This window comes from Alteromonas sp. R7 (assembly GCF_055755235.1).
The window spans coordinates 15,839-30,676 of sequence record NZ_JBVTQX010000011.1; the positions used below are offsets into that span (position 1 = coordinate 15,839).

Consider the following 14,838-nt stretch of genomic DNA (forward strand, 5'->3'; position numbering starts at 1 on the left):
GTGCCAACACAAGATGAGGCTAAATCTCGCGTACGACGAGAATAATGCAACCCGTTAAGTGCAAAAGAGCACTGGGTTAGTCGTTCTGGGGCAGTTCAATATCAACAAGCACAGGTAAATGATCTGACAAGATTCGAGTTTTCGCATTTTTTAATTTTCTGCACGCTTTTACCTTGATGTCGTCAGACACCCATACTCTATCAAGTGCAAATACAGGAAAGTGGCTTGGAAATGTTGCCCCCACTTTTTGCTGTAATAGCAATTCGTTAAGTGCTTTAAACGCTTTTGAGAAAAACTGCCACTCGTTGAAATCACCGGCTAGAACTAGAGGGATTTGCTTCTCTTTCATCTTCAAAGAAAGGTGCTCATGAAGCAAAGAAAACTGTGAGCGACGTTCTAGCTTCTTAAGCCCCTTATGGGTATTCACCACCGTAAGGGGGGTCTTCTCTGTCTTGAGCTCTACAATCTGAACATTTCTAGGCTGTCGCCCGTTTTGGCTGACATCCAGTGTATCGTGCGCTAATACGTCAAAGCGAGTTAGGATGGCGTTGCCATACCAGCCATCAGATTCCCTAATGGCTGGTGATGGAATGAGCTTAAACGTGTTTTCAGCGCAGATATCTTTAACGTCCTGTGCTGTATTTCGCTCAGAGGGACGAGTATCCATTTCTTGCAGCAGCACCACGTCGGCGCCACTGTTTGCCAAAAATTGCCCTATGCGTTTGTAATCGTGCTTTTTGTCTCTACCTATTCCGCTGTGAATGTTGTATGTCACTATGCGGCACATTTCTCTACCTCATCTTTGTCACTATTATCACTGGCAGTATCTTGATTACCCGACTCCTTTCGAGCTTGGTAGTATCGGGCAAATTTTTGCGAGCCCCAAATCATAAGGCCCCATAAAACGATACCGCCAACTAAATAGCTAATGGTTTCCACAGAAGGGTTTTGCCAAATTTGTGCTATCGAATCACCCACAAGCCCTTTCGCAATCATGGGCGGGAACATGCCTAAAAATGTCCCTACTAAAAACTGGAAAATGCCAATAGATGAGATACCCGCTACCAAATTCACCAAACTAAAGGGCGCTACAGGCAACATTCGAATGGCCGCGACGCCAACGATACCGCTACGCTTTAGTTTTTCATCAACGGCAGCTACCTTTGGACCACCAATTTTTCTAAGCCCCGCGTTGCCTGATAGCTTGCCTATTCCAAACATAATTGCAGAGCTCATTAGTGCTCCCATGATGCCGTAGATGGGCCCCCATATAGGGCCAAAAATAGCAGCCACAGCAAGTGACAGTACAGTGACCGGGAAGAATAAAACGCCGCCGACCACATAGACCAGCAACACGGTAGGCAGAGCAAAGTACGTACCACGACTTTTCTCTAGAAAGGCGTTAATGCTGTCGGAACTTAACCATGGTATGGACTGGCTAGCCCAAAACATAAGCCCGCCAAGAACAGCAATGATGGCAAGACCAATCAAAATCATAATACTGCGACGTCTTGGGTTGCGTGCAGGCATAGCAGCTCCATCAAAGGTTGGCACCGAAATAAGGGGTTCTTCAGGGTCAGATAACGCTCTGAACACATTCTTAACGGATTGTTCGGTAAACACCTCATCGCGAACTTCGGTAAGTACGTAGCCGTGTGCTATCTGATCCTGCATTAATGCTTCAACCGGATATTCATTGTTGAATAACGCCGGCATTGCATCAATATCACGCCCCGTGTGCTCTGCGAGTAAGTCGTTTCTCACTTGCTCAATACACGCCTGATTGTCTTTTGTGTTACCAAACAGCACCGTGTCGATTTCGGTGTCTAGCGTCATTGAGCGATTACTCAAGTTTGATGACCCGATAACAAGGTATTTGTTATCGATGGTCATCACTTTGGAGTGGATGCGCTTGTATGCCTTGCGGCCTTGCATGTCTTCAATTGAAGAATAAGTCAGTTTTACTCGCTTAGGGTCAATCCCTTTTTCTAAAATTTCCTTGAATTCTATGCGGCTTGCCCAAAATGCTTCGCACTCAAACTTACCTTTTGGCTCGTAGGAACTTACGATAATGACCGAAAGATTAGGTTTCAGTTTGAGCTGCTTATTCAGCGCTTCAGCGATCTCCTGACGCGTTGTAAATTGATTCTCAATGTAGATTACAGACTCTGCTTCACCGATAAGATCAAGCAGCATATGACGTACCTCTTGAGCAGGCTCGACCTCATCCATAAATGGAATTGTTCTGGCAAGTGCACACTCTACGTCTTCAAAAAGGGGAGGATAATCTTGTGGCCAAGCATCAGGCAACGGGGCATTTTCATCAATGCGCGCGTCCTCGCGGATATCAATAGGTGAAGAGTCAGCAACACGCTGCCACCTCCATCGAACTAATTTTGAAAAGTCGGCTACTACGGGTCCACTTGATACCATTTGCACATCATGAAGAGGACCATACTCCCCATCAGGCCCATCACGCTCTTCTGAAACTACGGGATGGTCACGGGTATCCCAGCGGTTAGTGGATACATCCATTCCACCTGAGAATACGAGTTCATCATCGATAACCACAATTTTTTGGTGCTGACTTCCGCCCATCGGAATCGTGTCATCGAGCTCGGTTTGCACATTGTCTGGAGTTTTTTCTTCCCACACTTCCTTTGCCCACATTTCGCGCTGCGCGAAAAAGGCTAGCGATGAGTCCCAACGTAGCAGGTAAATTTTAATGTCAGGATTTTGCTCAGCTTTCCACTTAAGTAAATCACTTATTACGCTCGGTGCTTCACTGTTCGCTTCGTCGTCGCCTCTCAGCAAGCGAATGCGGCTATCTATATCCCATCCCACAATGAAGATACTGTGCTTAGCTTTAACGATAGAGCTGTGCAAGGCTTTATAATAGTTTCCGCAATCTATCAAAGGTGTAGAAAAACGAGCCTTGCTCTCTACCCAACAGTTTTGACCGGGTTGAAATACACTCTTTCCTGATTGCATGTGACGTTTCCTATTTATTCACTTTTCACTATTTGTATTCTGTTGCAGAATTTGTACCTCTATAAAACGAAAGAACGATAAATATAAGTAAATGATTTTTATAGATAATTAGAGTTTTTGAGCTCGTGTGTAAGATGTGTCAGTTCGCAATGTGTAATATTTTCACTGTAAAACGAGTTTAATATTCACAGTTGGAAAAACAGGCGCTAGATAAATTAAGTTTTATCCGAAGACTATTAAGCGATAGAAGCGGCACGAGCAGGTGAAATGGGAAGAGGGTTTGCTGTTGTGGCTGATGAAGTACGAACGTTAGCAGGTAACTCCCAGTCCTCATCCAATGAAATTGACAACTTAGTTAAAACGACAGTGTCAAAAATTGAGGAACTGGCGCAGCTCATCCAGAAAATAGATGGGTAGCAAAAAGTAAAAAGCCTTGGCAGTGTTGCCAAGGCTTTAGCATTCTCACTAAGTCACGTTGTTAAACGTGAGGCAACAAATGTCTTAGAAACGATACTCAACACCAATACTGGCTTGCTTAAGATCGGTTTCAAAATCGGTGTCGTCGATGTCATCAAACGCTTCGTCTGCATCAAGCTCTGTATCATAAACAGTGTACTCGGCGTTTACTAAAAAGTTACTAGTAATCGCGTAGCTTAGACCTGCGCCTACAAACAAGCTTTCGTCATCGTTATCACGTGAAACGCCAGCAAAGTTATACTCGGTTTCTGACCAAAGTTGACCTGCTTTCGCGTAGAGAGAAAAACGCTCGGTTAATGGAAGAATACCCTTGATCGCCGCTGTGTAGCCGTCTGTTTCAGCACCTGCAAGGTCGTTACCGTAATCACCAAAATCGATGTAACCACCTTCAATTGCAATCCACTCATTGAATTTATATCCAACAAGGCCTTGCCAAACATCTTTGTCATCGTCAAAGTCATCTTCACCTTCAACGCGTAGGTAACCGTAATTACCACCTACATAAAAACCACTGTCTTTTGCTTCAATTTGATTTGATTGAGCATGCGCACCGAATGAAGCCATAGCACTGATAGAGGCAACAGCTGCAAGTCCGGTAAGTGTCTTAAGTGTGTTTTTCATAAGTTCATCCTCATTACTTCTTTAACATTCCATCGACTTCTTATCTGAAGTTAATGCGTCTTTAATTGCATCATCTCTGTATCAATTGCTGTGCCATGGTAGAAATTGCAGAATGTATTTCAATTAGATGAAAACTTTACATAAACCGACACTTTTTAGTTGGTTATTTAGCCGCTTATAGAAAGTATGGAAAAGTTTCACTCTTCAAGAAGCGAAAAAATTTCCCAATCTCTGAAAGAGATTCACAGATCTAGCTCATTTTCCGCATTACATAGTTCTACTGAGCGACAGTCGTTTACGTTATAAAGTGAACTGGGTTTTTAAGGTATTGAAATTAATGAACTTTTCATTGATTGGATTTTCTAATCAGTTGAATTCATTTTATCAACTGTAAATATTCTCTAAGCCTGTCTATCTTTTAACTGCTTATGAGGTAAACAAAATGTTAACAAATTAGTGGTGTGATTCGCACTCACGCTTTGGTAACTACAACAAACTCAGACGGGAAAAGACCATGACTATAAACAGGTTTAAAAAAACCACAGTATCAGTACTTGTTGCCCTATCGCTTGGTGCAACAGGGGCTATTGCCAACGATCAAATTAGTAAGCCTGCGGGTGCTAAAGGCACGGGCACTGCTAAAGCTTTTCAAGCGAAAAATAATCAATTTTGGTGGCCTGATCAGCTCGATCTCTCTCCGTTAAGAGATCACGATAATCGCTCAAACCCACTAGGTGATGATTTCAGTTATGCAAAGGCATTCGCTAAGCTAGATCTCGACCAAGTAAAAAAAGATGTTAATGAGCTACTCACTACTTCTCAAGATTGGTGGCCGGCAGACTTCGGAAATTATGGTCCTTTCTTCATTCGACTTTCATGGCACAGTGCAGGTACCTATCGTACGCTAGATGGTCGTGGCGGTGGTGACGGTGGTCAAATGCGTTTTGATCCGCTGAACAGCTGGCCAGACAACGGAAACCTTGATAAAGCGCGTCGCTTGCTTTGGCCTATTAAGCAAAAGTACGGTGAAAGTTTATCTTGGGGCGACTTAATGATCCTTGCGGGTACCGTAGGCATGGAAAACATGGGCTTTGACACCTATGGATTTGCGGGTGGTCGTACCGACGATTGGGAACCTGACATGGTTTATTGGGGCCCAGAAGTGGAAATGCTTGCGAGCGATCGTGAAGAGCGCGACGGTAAGCTTCAGCGTCCGTTGGGGGCAACGCACATGGGCTTGATCTATGTTAACCCTGAAGGCCCTAAAGGTGTGCCTGATCCGATGGGATCTGCTAAAAATATTCGCACTGCATTTGGCCGTATGGCGATGAATGATGAAGAGACCGTTGCCCTAATAGCGGGTGGTCATACATTTGGAAAAATGCACGGCGCACACAAGCCTGCTGATTGTTTAGAAGCTGAGCCAGGCGGTGCAGGCTTAGAAGAGCAGGGACTAGGTTGGAAGAACAATTGCGGTAAAGGCAATGCAGAAGACACAGTAACGAGCGGTTTGGAAGGTGCTTGGACACAGCTACCTACTAAATGGACGAGCCTATATCTCCAAAACTTATTGGGCTTTGAGTGGAAGCAAACTCGCAGTCCTGCCGGCGCTATCCAGTGGATCCCTACCGATGAATCGCTTCATAAATCAGTACCAGATGCGCACGTAGAAGGTAAGAAAAATCCTCCTGTGATGACTACCGCTGACTTGGCGCTTAAGTACGATCCAGAGTATCGAAAAATTGCCGAGCGCTTCTTAGCGGCTCCCAAAGAGTATCAAACGGCATTTGCCAAAGCGTGGTTCAAGCTAACTCACCGCGATATGGGTCCTAAGGCACGTTACTTGGGTAACGATATCCCAGAAGAGAACTTCATCTGGCAAGATCCAGTGCCTAAAGCTGACTATAAAGCGATCTCAGATAAAGACGTTAAGAAACTTAAAGCTGACATCTTAGACAGTGGCTTAACCGTTCAGCAACTTGTGAAAACGGCATGGGCGGCAGCGTCTAGCTTCCGAGCATCTGATTTACGCGGTGGAGCGAACGGTGCTCGTATTGCCCTTGAACCGCAAATGAATTGGGAAGCCAACGAGCCTGAAACCGTTCAAGCCGTTGTTTCTAAGCTTAAAGAGATGCAAGAAGATTACAATTCACGCATGTTTTCTAAGAAGAAAGTATCTCTTGCTGACCTCATTGTGATTGGCGGCGCGGCAGCAATTGAAAAAGCGGCGGCAGATGCTGGCGTCAAGGTTACTGTGCCAGTGGTTCCGGGTCGAACTGATGCTACGCAAGAGCAAACAGACGTTAATTCGTTTTCATTGTTAGAGCCAACAGCCGATGCGTTTAGAAACTATTACAACGCAGAAGCTAGCTATCGTTCGCCAACCGACATGCTGGTAGACAAAGCCGATCAGCTTAATCTAACGGTACCAGAAATGACTGTTTTGCTTGGTGGTCTGCGTTCATTGGGAGCAAATACAGGTGGCACTAGCCACGGTGTATTTACTGACAAAGTAGGCACGCTTAACAACGATTTCTTCGTAACGCTTCTTGATATGGGCGTTAAGTGGAGAAAAACAGATAACCCGTCGGTATATGAAGGTGTAAACAGAACTACTGGTGAAGTTATGTATACAGGTACGCCTGTAGACTTGGTCTTTGGATCAAACAGTGAGCTGCGTGCAGTGGCCGAAGTTTATGCCTACGACAACGCGAAAAGCCGTTTTGTTAAAGACTTCGTCGACGCTTGGACCAAAGTGATGACGCTAGACCGTTTCGATTTACGTCACGATCTAAACGCCAGCTTGGGTAAATAGATGCGGTATAACTGCTATCGCGAATTAGCTTAACAACTAATTTTCAATAGACATAAAAACTAAAAGGGCGCTTCCGCGCCCTTTTTAATTGATTTCTATAAGTTGTGTTATGAATTCTTAATGTGATTAAAACGCCCGTGAGACCATCGCAAACCCACCTTTAATTCGATACACTGAACCTTTATTTTTCGCTTCTATAGACAATTACCACAATGGCTAGTCTTCAACGAACGTTGGTCAATTTAGAAATGCTAAGCGACGATATTAATGCACTTCACGTCGACGCACTTAATACGCACGCCCACATTAAGCTTTTACACAATGTGTTGAATGAGCTAAAGAACGCCGAGCAATTTGTTGCCTTAGAAACAGAGGCCAGTTTCCAAAAGTCGTTATCCGGCTCACTGTTTGAAAACATATTTGAGCGAAAGCGTATGGTAGGTGTTTACATAAAGCTGGTGGGCTATGTTATTACAGCGTGGGAAGCGACCAATAAAGCGAATGCAATCATCAGTGAAAACTTCGATTCAAGTGCCGATAAACGATTGGAGTTACTGCAGGTAAAAGCAATCAAAGCCAAATCTCAATTAAAAACTGTAGCGTCAGCGATGGGCAAAGAAGACTATGCAAAGTTTGTCCAGACGTTAGGTCTGTCTGCCCAAGAGTGGCAATGGGATACGCTTCGCGCTAGGTTTTAGCCAGCGCGAAGGTATGACTGAAAGCGCTCATGTCATGAGCGACTTTAGCTACGGTGTGGTATTTCGAATACCAATGCCTTGTTCGTTGATAACCCTTACTTCGCGTTGAGGGAACGGTATTTCAATGTTGTGCTCGCGCAATGTTTCAAACACAGTAAGCAGCAAATCGCCACCCACGCGGTTTTTACCATCGTCCACCCCTTCCATCCAAAACTCAACGAACATGTTAACGCCAGAGTCGCCAAAGCTATCTATTTCACAGTCAGGAAGCTCTTCAAATGGAACATCATCGCCACTGATCACCTGCGGGTGTTCCGATACCGCCTCTTTAATAATCTCTACCATCGCGCGGATATCAGTTTTATAGGCGACAGAAAAGTCGATGCGGTAACGTTGTTTTTGGTTTTTGTGTGTCCAATTTATTAGCAAGGAGCTGATAAACTTTTCGTTAGGCACCAGTACATCTTTACCGTCATATGTCTCTAATACGGCATAGCGCATTTTAAATTCTCTGACGATACCTTTCTGCCCGTCTTCCAATTCAACGTAATCGCCTACGGTCAACGATTTATCCAATAAAATAATGATGCCCGAAATGAAGTTTGATGCGATGGACTGCAGACCTAAGCCTAAACCCACACCTACTGCACCACCGAACACGGCTAATGCGGTAAGATTAATTCCCATGACGTTAAGCAATAAAAGAAAGACCACACAGAACAGGGCAACTTCAAACAGCTTTGCGAACACTTCTTTGGTAGAAACGTCGAGCGACTTATGGTTTCGAATAATATCTTGACCAATGGCGTTCGAGCTGCGGCCTAGCCAGAACAGCAAGCCACCAAACAACAGTACTCTTGTTACGCCATACGCTGAAATTTCAACATTGCCGATTGATATTGCCATTGACTCCAATGCTGAAGTTATCAGCGGAAGCACGCCAACTAAGTGTAAAAATAGGATGGGTAAACCCACCCATCGCATAAACGCTGCAATGGTGTTGTTTTCGACAAAACCAGTAATCAAGGAATTAACAAACAGCATTAGTGCTACAACAACGGCTATTTCCAATAGCCATGCATCAAACTGAAATTGCGCCCCCAACACGGTAGTAAGCTTTAGCATACTGATGGTGATAAGCGGGAATAGTGCCTCACCCAGATTGTATAAAAAGCCGTGCATAGTATGTGCGCCTTGCTGCGGCTTTTCTCGGGTAAACTTAAATGGCTTTTTTACTTGTCGTGCAAGCAAAAACGCAACGCAATAAATAATTGCGATTGTTGTAAGCTGGATAACAAAGCTATCAGACATCACCGATGCTTTAACTAAAGCCAACTTTTCCTCAAAGTGCTGGGTTAAACTATCAACATTCATGTTTTCTACTTCACTTGTTTACCACACTGCAGCAGCGTGGATGTAATTTGAGCGTGGAATAACTGCGCGCTTTTTATCTGTTATAACAAATATGGTAAAGCTTTTTTTATCTATCCAACAGAAATTGGCTATCAAGTTGTCTTTAATTTCAAAGGTTTTGAGGTGTTTTTACGTAGAAGAGCCCTGTTTAACTTGTTTTTTTAATGCACACTTTTAAAAGCTAAATGTCTTAAGGTGTTGATAAATATAATTAAACTCTGTTACTTGAAAAGTTTACGTTTCTAGGTCGCAAAATTCGTACTAAATAGATATTTATCGTTTTGATAGAAATATAAATATAACAATATCTCTCCTAAAAATGAGGGAAGACGGTACGGTTCAAGACCATTCTCTTAGTGCGAAAAGCCGATAAAACTTCCCATGCTCTTAAGCTATGTAAATCGGAACTTATTAAGTGAAACGTCAGACGAGCTTAACTAGATTTTGAACAAAAAATGCGCTGGTGGCTTTCGGCTTTTAGTGGTAGACTCCGCGCGCAATTTGTAAGAGTAAACACCTACGTTCTTTTCTTGATGTCAAACACCAATAAGCCAAGTTGGCAATGGCGTATCTCTTTAGGTTTTCCCAGTAATCTATAACCCCCACGGTTAGCAATAAAGCACTAACGCTTATACCTTTGCGGTATGCAATTTTTTATAAATACCTATGACAGGAGTTTATTAATGTCATTTACCCAATTAGGGCTCGCTGAACCCTTGTTAAAAGCTATTGAAAAACGAGGGTTTAGTACACCATCACCAATCCAGGAAAAGGCAATACCAGAAGTATTGCAAGGAAAGGATGTGTTGGCAGCTGCGCAAACGGGAACAGGGAAAACTGCAGGATTTGGACTTCCTATTTTACAGAGATTGATGGAAGGACAACCTGTATCTGGCAACAATGTTCGGGCACTTATCTTAACACCCACGCGAGAACTTGCTGCTCAGGTAGAAGAGAGCATCAGAGCGTTCAGTGAGTTTTTGCCGTTAAAAACTGCCGTGGTATTTGGTGGTGTAGGGATTAATCCTCAAATGATGAAGCTGCGTAAAGGTGTGGATGTGTTAATTGCTACGCCTGGACGACTGCTTGACCTCTACCAGCAAAACGCTGTTAAGTTTTCTCAGCTTGAAGTGTTGGTATTGGATGAAGCCGACAGAATGCTTGATATGGGCTTTATTCACGACATTAAGAGAGTACTGAAGCTATTGCCACAAGAGCGTCAAAGCTTACTGTTTTCAGCCACGTTTTCTGATGAAATCACTGCGCTGGCGAAAACAATAACGCGCAACCCTGTGAGTATTTCAACCGCGCCAGCGAATACCACGGTAGAAGCGGTTCAGCAGCACTTAGTGACCATTGATAAATCTAAAAAGACGACCGCGCTTATTTGTCTGATCAAACAGCAGAAGTGGGAGCAGGTGTTAGTGTTTAGCCGCACGAAACACGGTGCTAACCGTATTGCAGAAAAGCTAACTCGGTCAAAAATTCCAAGTGCCGCTATTCACGGTAATAAAAGCCAAGGAGCGAGAACTAAAGCGCTTGCTGACTTTAAAAATGGCGCAATTAAAGTGCTGGTAGCCACCGATATCGCAGCACGCGGTATCGACATTAGTGAATTGCCTATCGTTGTAAACCTAGACTTACCCAATACGGCAGCTGATTATGTTCACCGAATTGGTCGTACAGGGCGCGCAGGCGCTAGTGGACAGGCGTGGTCATTTGTATGTGCTGAAGAACTGCAAAACCTGAAAGATATTGAGACGCTGATTCAAAAGCTGCTTCCTCGTGAAACGTTGGAAGGTTTCGAGCCTCAGCAAGCCGTGCCTGTTACCACGCTGTCTAAGCCTAAAAAGCCCAAGAAGCCGAAAAAGCCGAAAGCACCACAAGGTGAGAGCGGCAGCGAAAGTAAACGAAGTGGCGAGAATAAAAAGCCGGGTCAACGCCAAGGCAACCGTAGCGGAAACGGTAATCCGCGCGCAGGTAAACCGGATTCGCGCAACAATAGCGGTGGAAAGCCTGCAGGTCGAAGACGCTCAGGAAGTGAAGGAAGTGCCGCTAAACGACCAGCTAAGCGCAGAAGTAATCCGTCAAATAGCACCACTAATAATACGGCGTCAAACAGGGCAAAAGCGTAAACAGTTGAACTGCGCTTCATAAAACCGAGTTTATTAAAAAAGGGCCGTTGGAAAGGCCCTTTTTAATGTCCGTATTCTTTGTTGCGTCACCTTGATATAGAAACACTATACTTGCGATAACACGCCGCGATTACGAACATCTTAAATCTCGCTGAGTGGGTAATAAATTATGTGGACTGGTATTAGGGCCTATTGATCTTTGTTGTACATTTTTGCAGCGGTCTGTGTGCCATCTAGACAAGGCGAATGTTTGACGGTTTAGTGGTTCTAAATCGAGAACATTCAACGCAGTATAGATGGCACAAAGGCGCTGCCCGAAGGGGTCGTTATGGAAGCCTTTTACTCTTTGTCACAGTCCTTTAACTTAGCCCGCTAGGCTTGCAGGACTGTTTCGCGATTAAAAGGCTTCCATTTAGACCAAAATTCGTACACCAAAGGTCAACAGGCCCTAATTATGTTCCCACGAAAACGGATTGTAGTGTCGCAATGCTGGCGTGGTGTTGACTCCGTTGCCATTCTCAGAATCTAACGTAAGCTCGGCGCGCTTTATCAGCGTTTTTTGCAGTTCAGTGCGAAACCCTTTGGTCTCTTTCCATAGCTCGTTAAGCCCTTGTGGGGTATTACCTTGTAAATCTAGCGCAAGTAGCGGACCCAGTTTGTCATAAGCGCTTTGTAATCTGAGTGCTTGCTCTTTATTGTAAGCTTCTTCTTCATCTGTCGCTTCCCAGTTAATAAACGGGGCTTTTTGCGCAGTTGTCATTGCAGGAAAGCGAGAGAAATACTGAATATACTCCGATAAGGGAATGCTGTCAGCGCGCCCCCATATATCCATTGTCGTTCTGTTTAACAATGCGCTGGTTTTAGGTTCAACCACCATTACCGTTGGTGTGGCGTAATAAATGGGGTAGTCAAATCGCTCGGTTATATTTCTTCTGTCTTCAAGTGTTCCCACATCAACAAATACGGTTTCATAATGAGCGCGTAGAATAAGGTCCATTTCCTTTGTCGCAAAACGCTCAGCTAAGCCAGTACTGTCGTGGCACCACTGAGCACCCAGTACAACCAAAAGTAATTTGCTTTGTTCCACAGCTCGCTGCTGTGCATTGACCACATCTTGATAGGGTGATGCAGACGGAGCGTAAGTGTAAGGACTTTCATTTTGAGTACTTACACAGCCATTTAACGTGGTGAAAGTGGCAATTAGGACAGCAATGTTCAGGCACTGTCTAAAAAAACGGGCTCGGCGAGTAATGAAATTTTTTTGCATACGGTTATCAAAATAGTAGTTAAATCAACAGCAATGTAGCATAAAAAGGATGCAGCGACGCACCTAAAACGCAGTAGAGTAACTTAAGCACTGTAGGACAAAGTCAGGCAAACTCGGGTGCCTGTTGGTTTGTTCTGGGAAATATCAAACTCACCATTTATCAACTTTGCGCGTTCTCTCATCGACAGCAGGCCGAGTGTGGGTTCAGCGTTTGCTAGTTGGGCAATATGCTCAGGGATGCCGCCGCCGTCGTCAGTAACGATAAATACGGCACTGTGTTGCGCATAGTTGATATCAATACTGAGCGACGTCGCATTGGCATATTTTATACTGTTTGTCACCGCTTCCTGCACAATGCGATAGATATGTATTTTCTGGTCTGAATCGAACGGTACTGGCGTGCCGCTAACGTTAAACGAATAGTCTATGTTTGCGCGCTTGAGCGTGGTAATGATCTCTGAACGTTGGATCACGCTTTCAATGGGAAGTGTATCAATACCGGACGGACGTAATCCTCCTAAGCTTTTCTTCATTGCGTGGTATAGAGCATCTATCTTATTGAGCATCATGTCGTTGTCGCTTTCTCTGCTATCTAGCGACAGTTGAAGTTTCAAATCGACTATGCGGTGACCAAAGTCGTCGTGTAAATCCCGCGATAAGCGCTTTCGTTCATCTTCTTGCACTACCACTAATTGACTGGCCAGTGCCTGAGCGCTTTGCACCGATAGTTCAAGAGCCTCGTTTTTCTTCGCAAGCTTCATATTCAACAAGGTAGATTGGTTAATTGAAGCACCTAAAATGAGGCAACTTGTACATGATGCTAAGATGTAAAACTGATGCTCAATGGGAGGAAGTGCGCTCTGGCTTGCCACCACGAACGCAGTAATACCTATGAGTAAACACGAAAACGCACTGCCAACTATGGCATAGCGATACGATAAAAACAGCGCGGGGAAAACCGCTAGATACTTAACCTGATAGCTGATGTTAATTTGTTGGGAGTAGGCATAGCTGCTCAGCACCAGCAAAACCAGCCAAGCGATTGTTGTAAGGTACAGTACTAAGTGACTCTTAGGGATAGATGGCCGTTTATATAATGCGAAAAGAAAAGGACAAAGAACAACAATTCCTACAAAGTCACCTAATGAAAAATCAAACAAAATAGAAAGAAAAACATCTATGCCTGTTTGCAGTTCAATAGCCCTTCTGCCCAGAAATACCGCCCCAAGAGCAACACTTATAAGAACACCAAAAGCCAACGTGGCAAGGGTGCTGGAAACATTGTCTATATAAGGTGCGCTAAAGCGACGTCTGAATAAATAAACGCATGTACAAATTACCGCGGGTGACAGCACTAAATGGACTAAATACCAACCTATGGTTCCACTTAAAAACGCCGTATTGTCGAGAATGCCACCGGGGTGAAATAAAATGAAGTGGGTTGATTTTTCTGCGATGAGTAGCAGTGGCCAGCTGTAAATTGGCAGTAGTAAAAACGCCGCCAGGCGAACTCCAGCAGGCAAATACCAGCTCACCGTACCTGAAATAATTTCAAATTGGGTGCTGAACAACCACACGCCGTGAAATAGCGCGGTATAACCTAATCCCATTAGTAAATAGGTAACGTTGAAATACCGCGTTAAATTCATCAATTTGCTTTGACTAGCGTGTCGTCGTAGATAACGTCAGAAACGTCGAGGTACCCAGTTTCTAACGCAATTCTAAGTAAACCAAATTGGGAGGTTACATTGAGTTTCTTGTAAATATTAGTTCTGTGAACCATCACTGTTTTCGGGGCAGTATCTATGTAGTAAGCAATCTGTTTTGGCTGGAATCCTTTTGCTAACAGTAAGAAAATTTCCTTTTCCCTTTCAGTAAGGATAGAGGTTAGCTGTTTATCACCGAAAGCTAACTTTTTACTAATATCTGTGCTTAGATAATTCTCGCCCTTCTCTAGAGACTCCAACGCGTCCATCAATTCTTTAGTGGCGGCATTCTTTGTAACGTAGCCATCGGCGCCGAGCTCAAGCGCTTTACTGATATAGCCAACATGATCATACATGCTCAGCATTAAGCACTTTATAAACGGCGCGTCTTTCTTGATTTTTACTAGCGTATCGAAACCACTTTCCTGTGCTAATGAGATATCTAGAATGGCAACGTCAATATCGTCTAACGTAGCGAAGGAGGGAAGAGCATCCAGAGAGCTTACTGCGTAAGAAACATGCCAGCCATACTCTTGCTCGATGAGTGTTTTAATGCCATCCCTTACAATTTCGTGATCGTCAATAATGAGTATGTGCATGAAAAAATGCTTATTATTTCTTAATGCATCAAGTGTACGTTGTATTTGGCTTATAGTGAATAAGCCGATGGCTTAGAGTGGCGCTCTCTTTAATTCTCAGAATAAAAAAAGCCGGC

Annotated in this window: 10 protein-coding genes and 1 pseudogene; 4 read left to right on the plus strand and 7 right to left on the minus strand. The window is 44.0% G+C overall.

Annotated elements, in window-relative coordinates; genetic code table 11:
• Window positions 1-76: 76 nt before the first annotated feature.
• Together AC0J2X_RS16455 and AC0J2X_RS16460 are read right to left on the minus strand one after the other, a co-directional pair.
• Window positions 77-787, minus strand: a complete 711-nt coding sequence (locus AC0J2X_RS16455; RefSeq protein WP_239300407.1) for an endonuclease/exonuclease/phosphatase family protein — start codon at window positions 785-787, stop codon at window positions 77-79.
• Complete coding sequence (locus tag AC0J2X_RS16460; RefSeq protein WP_014977396.1) at window positions 775-2,991, minus strand: VTT domain-containing protein; 2,217 nt, start codon at window positions 2,989-2,991, stop codon at window positions 775-777. The genes AC0J2X_RS16455 and AC0J2X_RS16460 overlap by 13 nt, the downstream gene beginning before the upstream one ends.
• A gap of 240 nt (window positions 2,992-3,231) precedes the next feature.
• Here AC0J2X_RS16460 and AC0J2X_RS16465 point away from each other — a divergent pair.
• Window positions 3,232-3,408: pseudogene (locus AC0J2X_RS16465) on the plus strand (methyl-accepting chemotaxis protein); the annotation flags it as partial.
• 84 nt (window positions 3,409-3,492) lie between these two features.
• On the opposite strand, the gene AC0J2X_RS16470 reads toward AC0J2X_RS16465, so the two are convergent.
• A complete protein-coding gene (locus AC0J2X_RS16470) occupies window positions 3,493-4,089 on the minus strand; it encodes a porin family protein (RefSeq protein ID WP_014949483.1) in 597 nt (198 codons plus the stop codon).
• A 514-nt stretch (window positions 4,090-4,603) separates the two neighbouring features.
• Between AC0J2X_RS16470 and katG the strand changes: the two genes are divergently transcribed.
• Both katG and AC0J2X_RS16480 read left to right on the plus strand, forming a co-directional pair.
• The gene (gene katG, locus AC0J2X_RS16475) at window positions 4,604-6,904 is read left to right on the plus strand and encodes a catalase/peroxidase HPI (RefSeq protein WP_472996216.1); all 2,301 of its coding nucleotides are present in this window, start codon (window positions 4,604-4,606) and stop codon (window positions 6,902-6,904) included.
• Window positions 6,905-7,116: 212 nt separating this feature from the next.
• Window positions 7,117-7,602 carry a hypothetical protein gene (locus AC0J2X_RS16480; RefSeq protein ID WP_014949481.1) on the plus strand — a complete coding sequence of 162 codons (486 nt, stop codon included), beginning with the start codon at window positions 7,117-7,119 and terminating at the stop codon, window positions 7,600-7,602.
• Window positions 7,603-7,650: 48 nt separating this feature from the next.
• Here the strand turns inward: AC0J2X_RS16480 and AC0J2X_RS16485 are convergent, their stop codons facing one another.
• Window positions 7,651-8,976: a mechanosensitive ion channel family protein gene (locus AC0J2X_RS16485; RefSeq protein WP_156078821.1), complete on the minus strand. Its 1,326-nt coding sequence runs from the start codon at window positions 8,974-8,976 to the stop codon at window positions 7,651-7,653.
• Window positions 8,977-9,698: 722 nt separating this feature from the next.
• On the opposite strand from AC0J2X_RS16485, the gene AC0J2X_RS16490 reads away from it, so the two are divergent.
• A complete protein-coding gene (locus AC0J2X_RS16490) occupies window positions 9,699-11,150 on the plus strand; it encodes a DEAD/DEAH box helicase (RefSeq protein ID WP_472996217.1) in 1,452 nt (483 codons plus the stop codon).
• Window positions 11,151-11,598: 448 nt separating this feature from the next.
• On the opposite strand, the gene AC0J2X_RS16495 is transcribed toward AC0J2X_RS16490, so the two are convergent.
• The 3 genes from AC0J2X_RS16495 to AC0J2X_RS16505 form a co-directional block, all read right to left on the minus strand.
• Window positions 11,599-12,417 (minus strand): thioredoxin family protein, encoded by an 819-nt coding sequence (locus AC0J2X_RS16495; RefSeq protein WP_472996218.1) that lies wholly within the window; start codon window positions 12,415-12,417, stop codon window positions 11,599-11,601.
• Window positions 12,418-12,500: 83 nt separating this feature from the next.
• A complete protein-coding gene (locus AC0J2X_RS16500) occupies window positions 12,501-14,066 on the minus strand; it encodes an ATP-binding protein (RefSeq protein WP_472996219.1) in 1,566 nt (521 codons plus the stop codon).
• The gene (locus tag AC0J2X_RS16505; protein WP_472996220.1) at window positions 14,066-14,722 is read right to left on the minus strand and encodes a response regulator; all 657 of its coding nucleotides are present in this window, start codon (window positions 14,720-14,722) and stop codon (window positions 14,066-14,068) included. Before AC0J2X_RS16505 ends, AC0J2X_RS16500 begins: the two co-directional genes overlap by 1 nt.
• Between the last annotated feature and the right edge of the window lie 116 nt (window positions 14,723-14,838).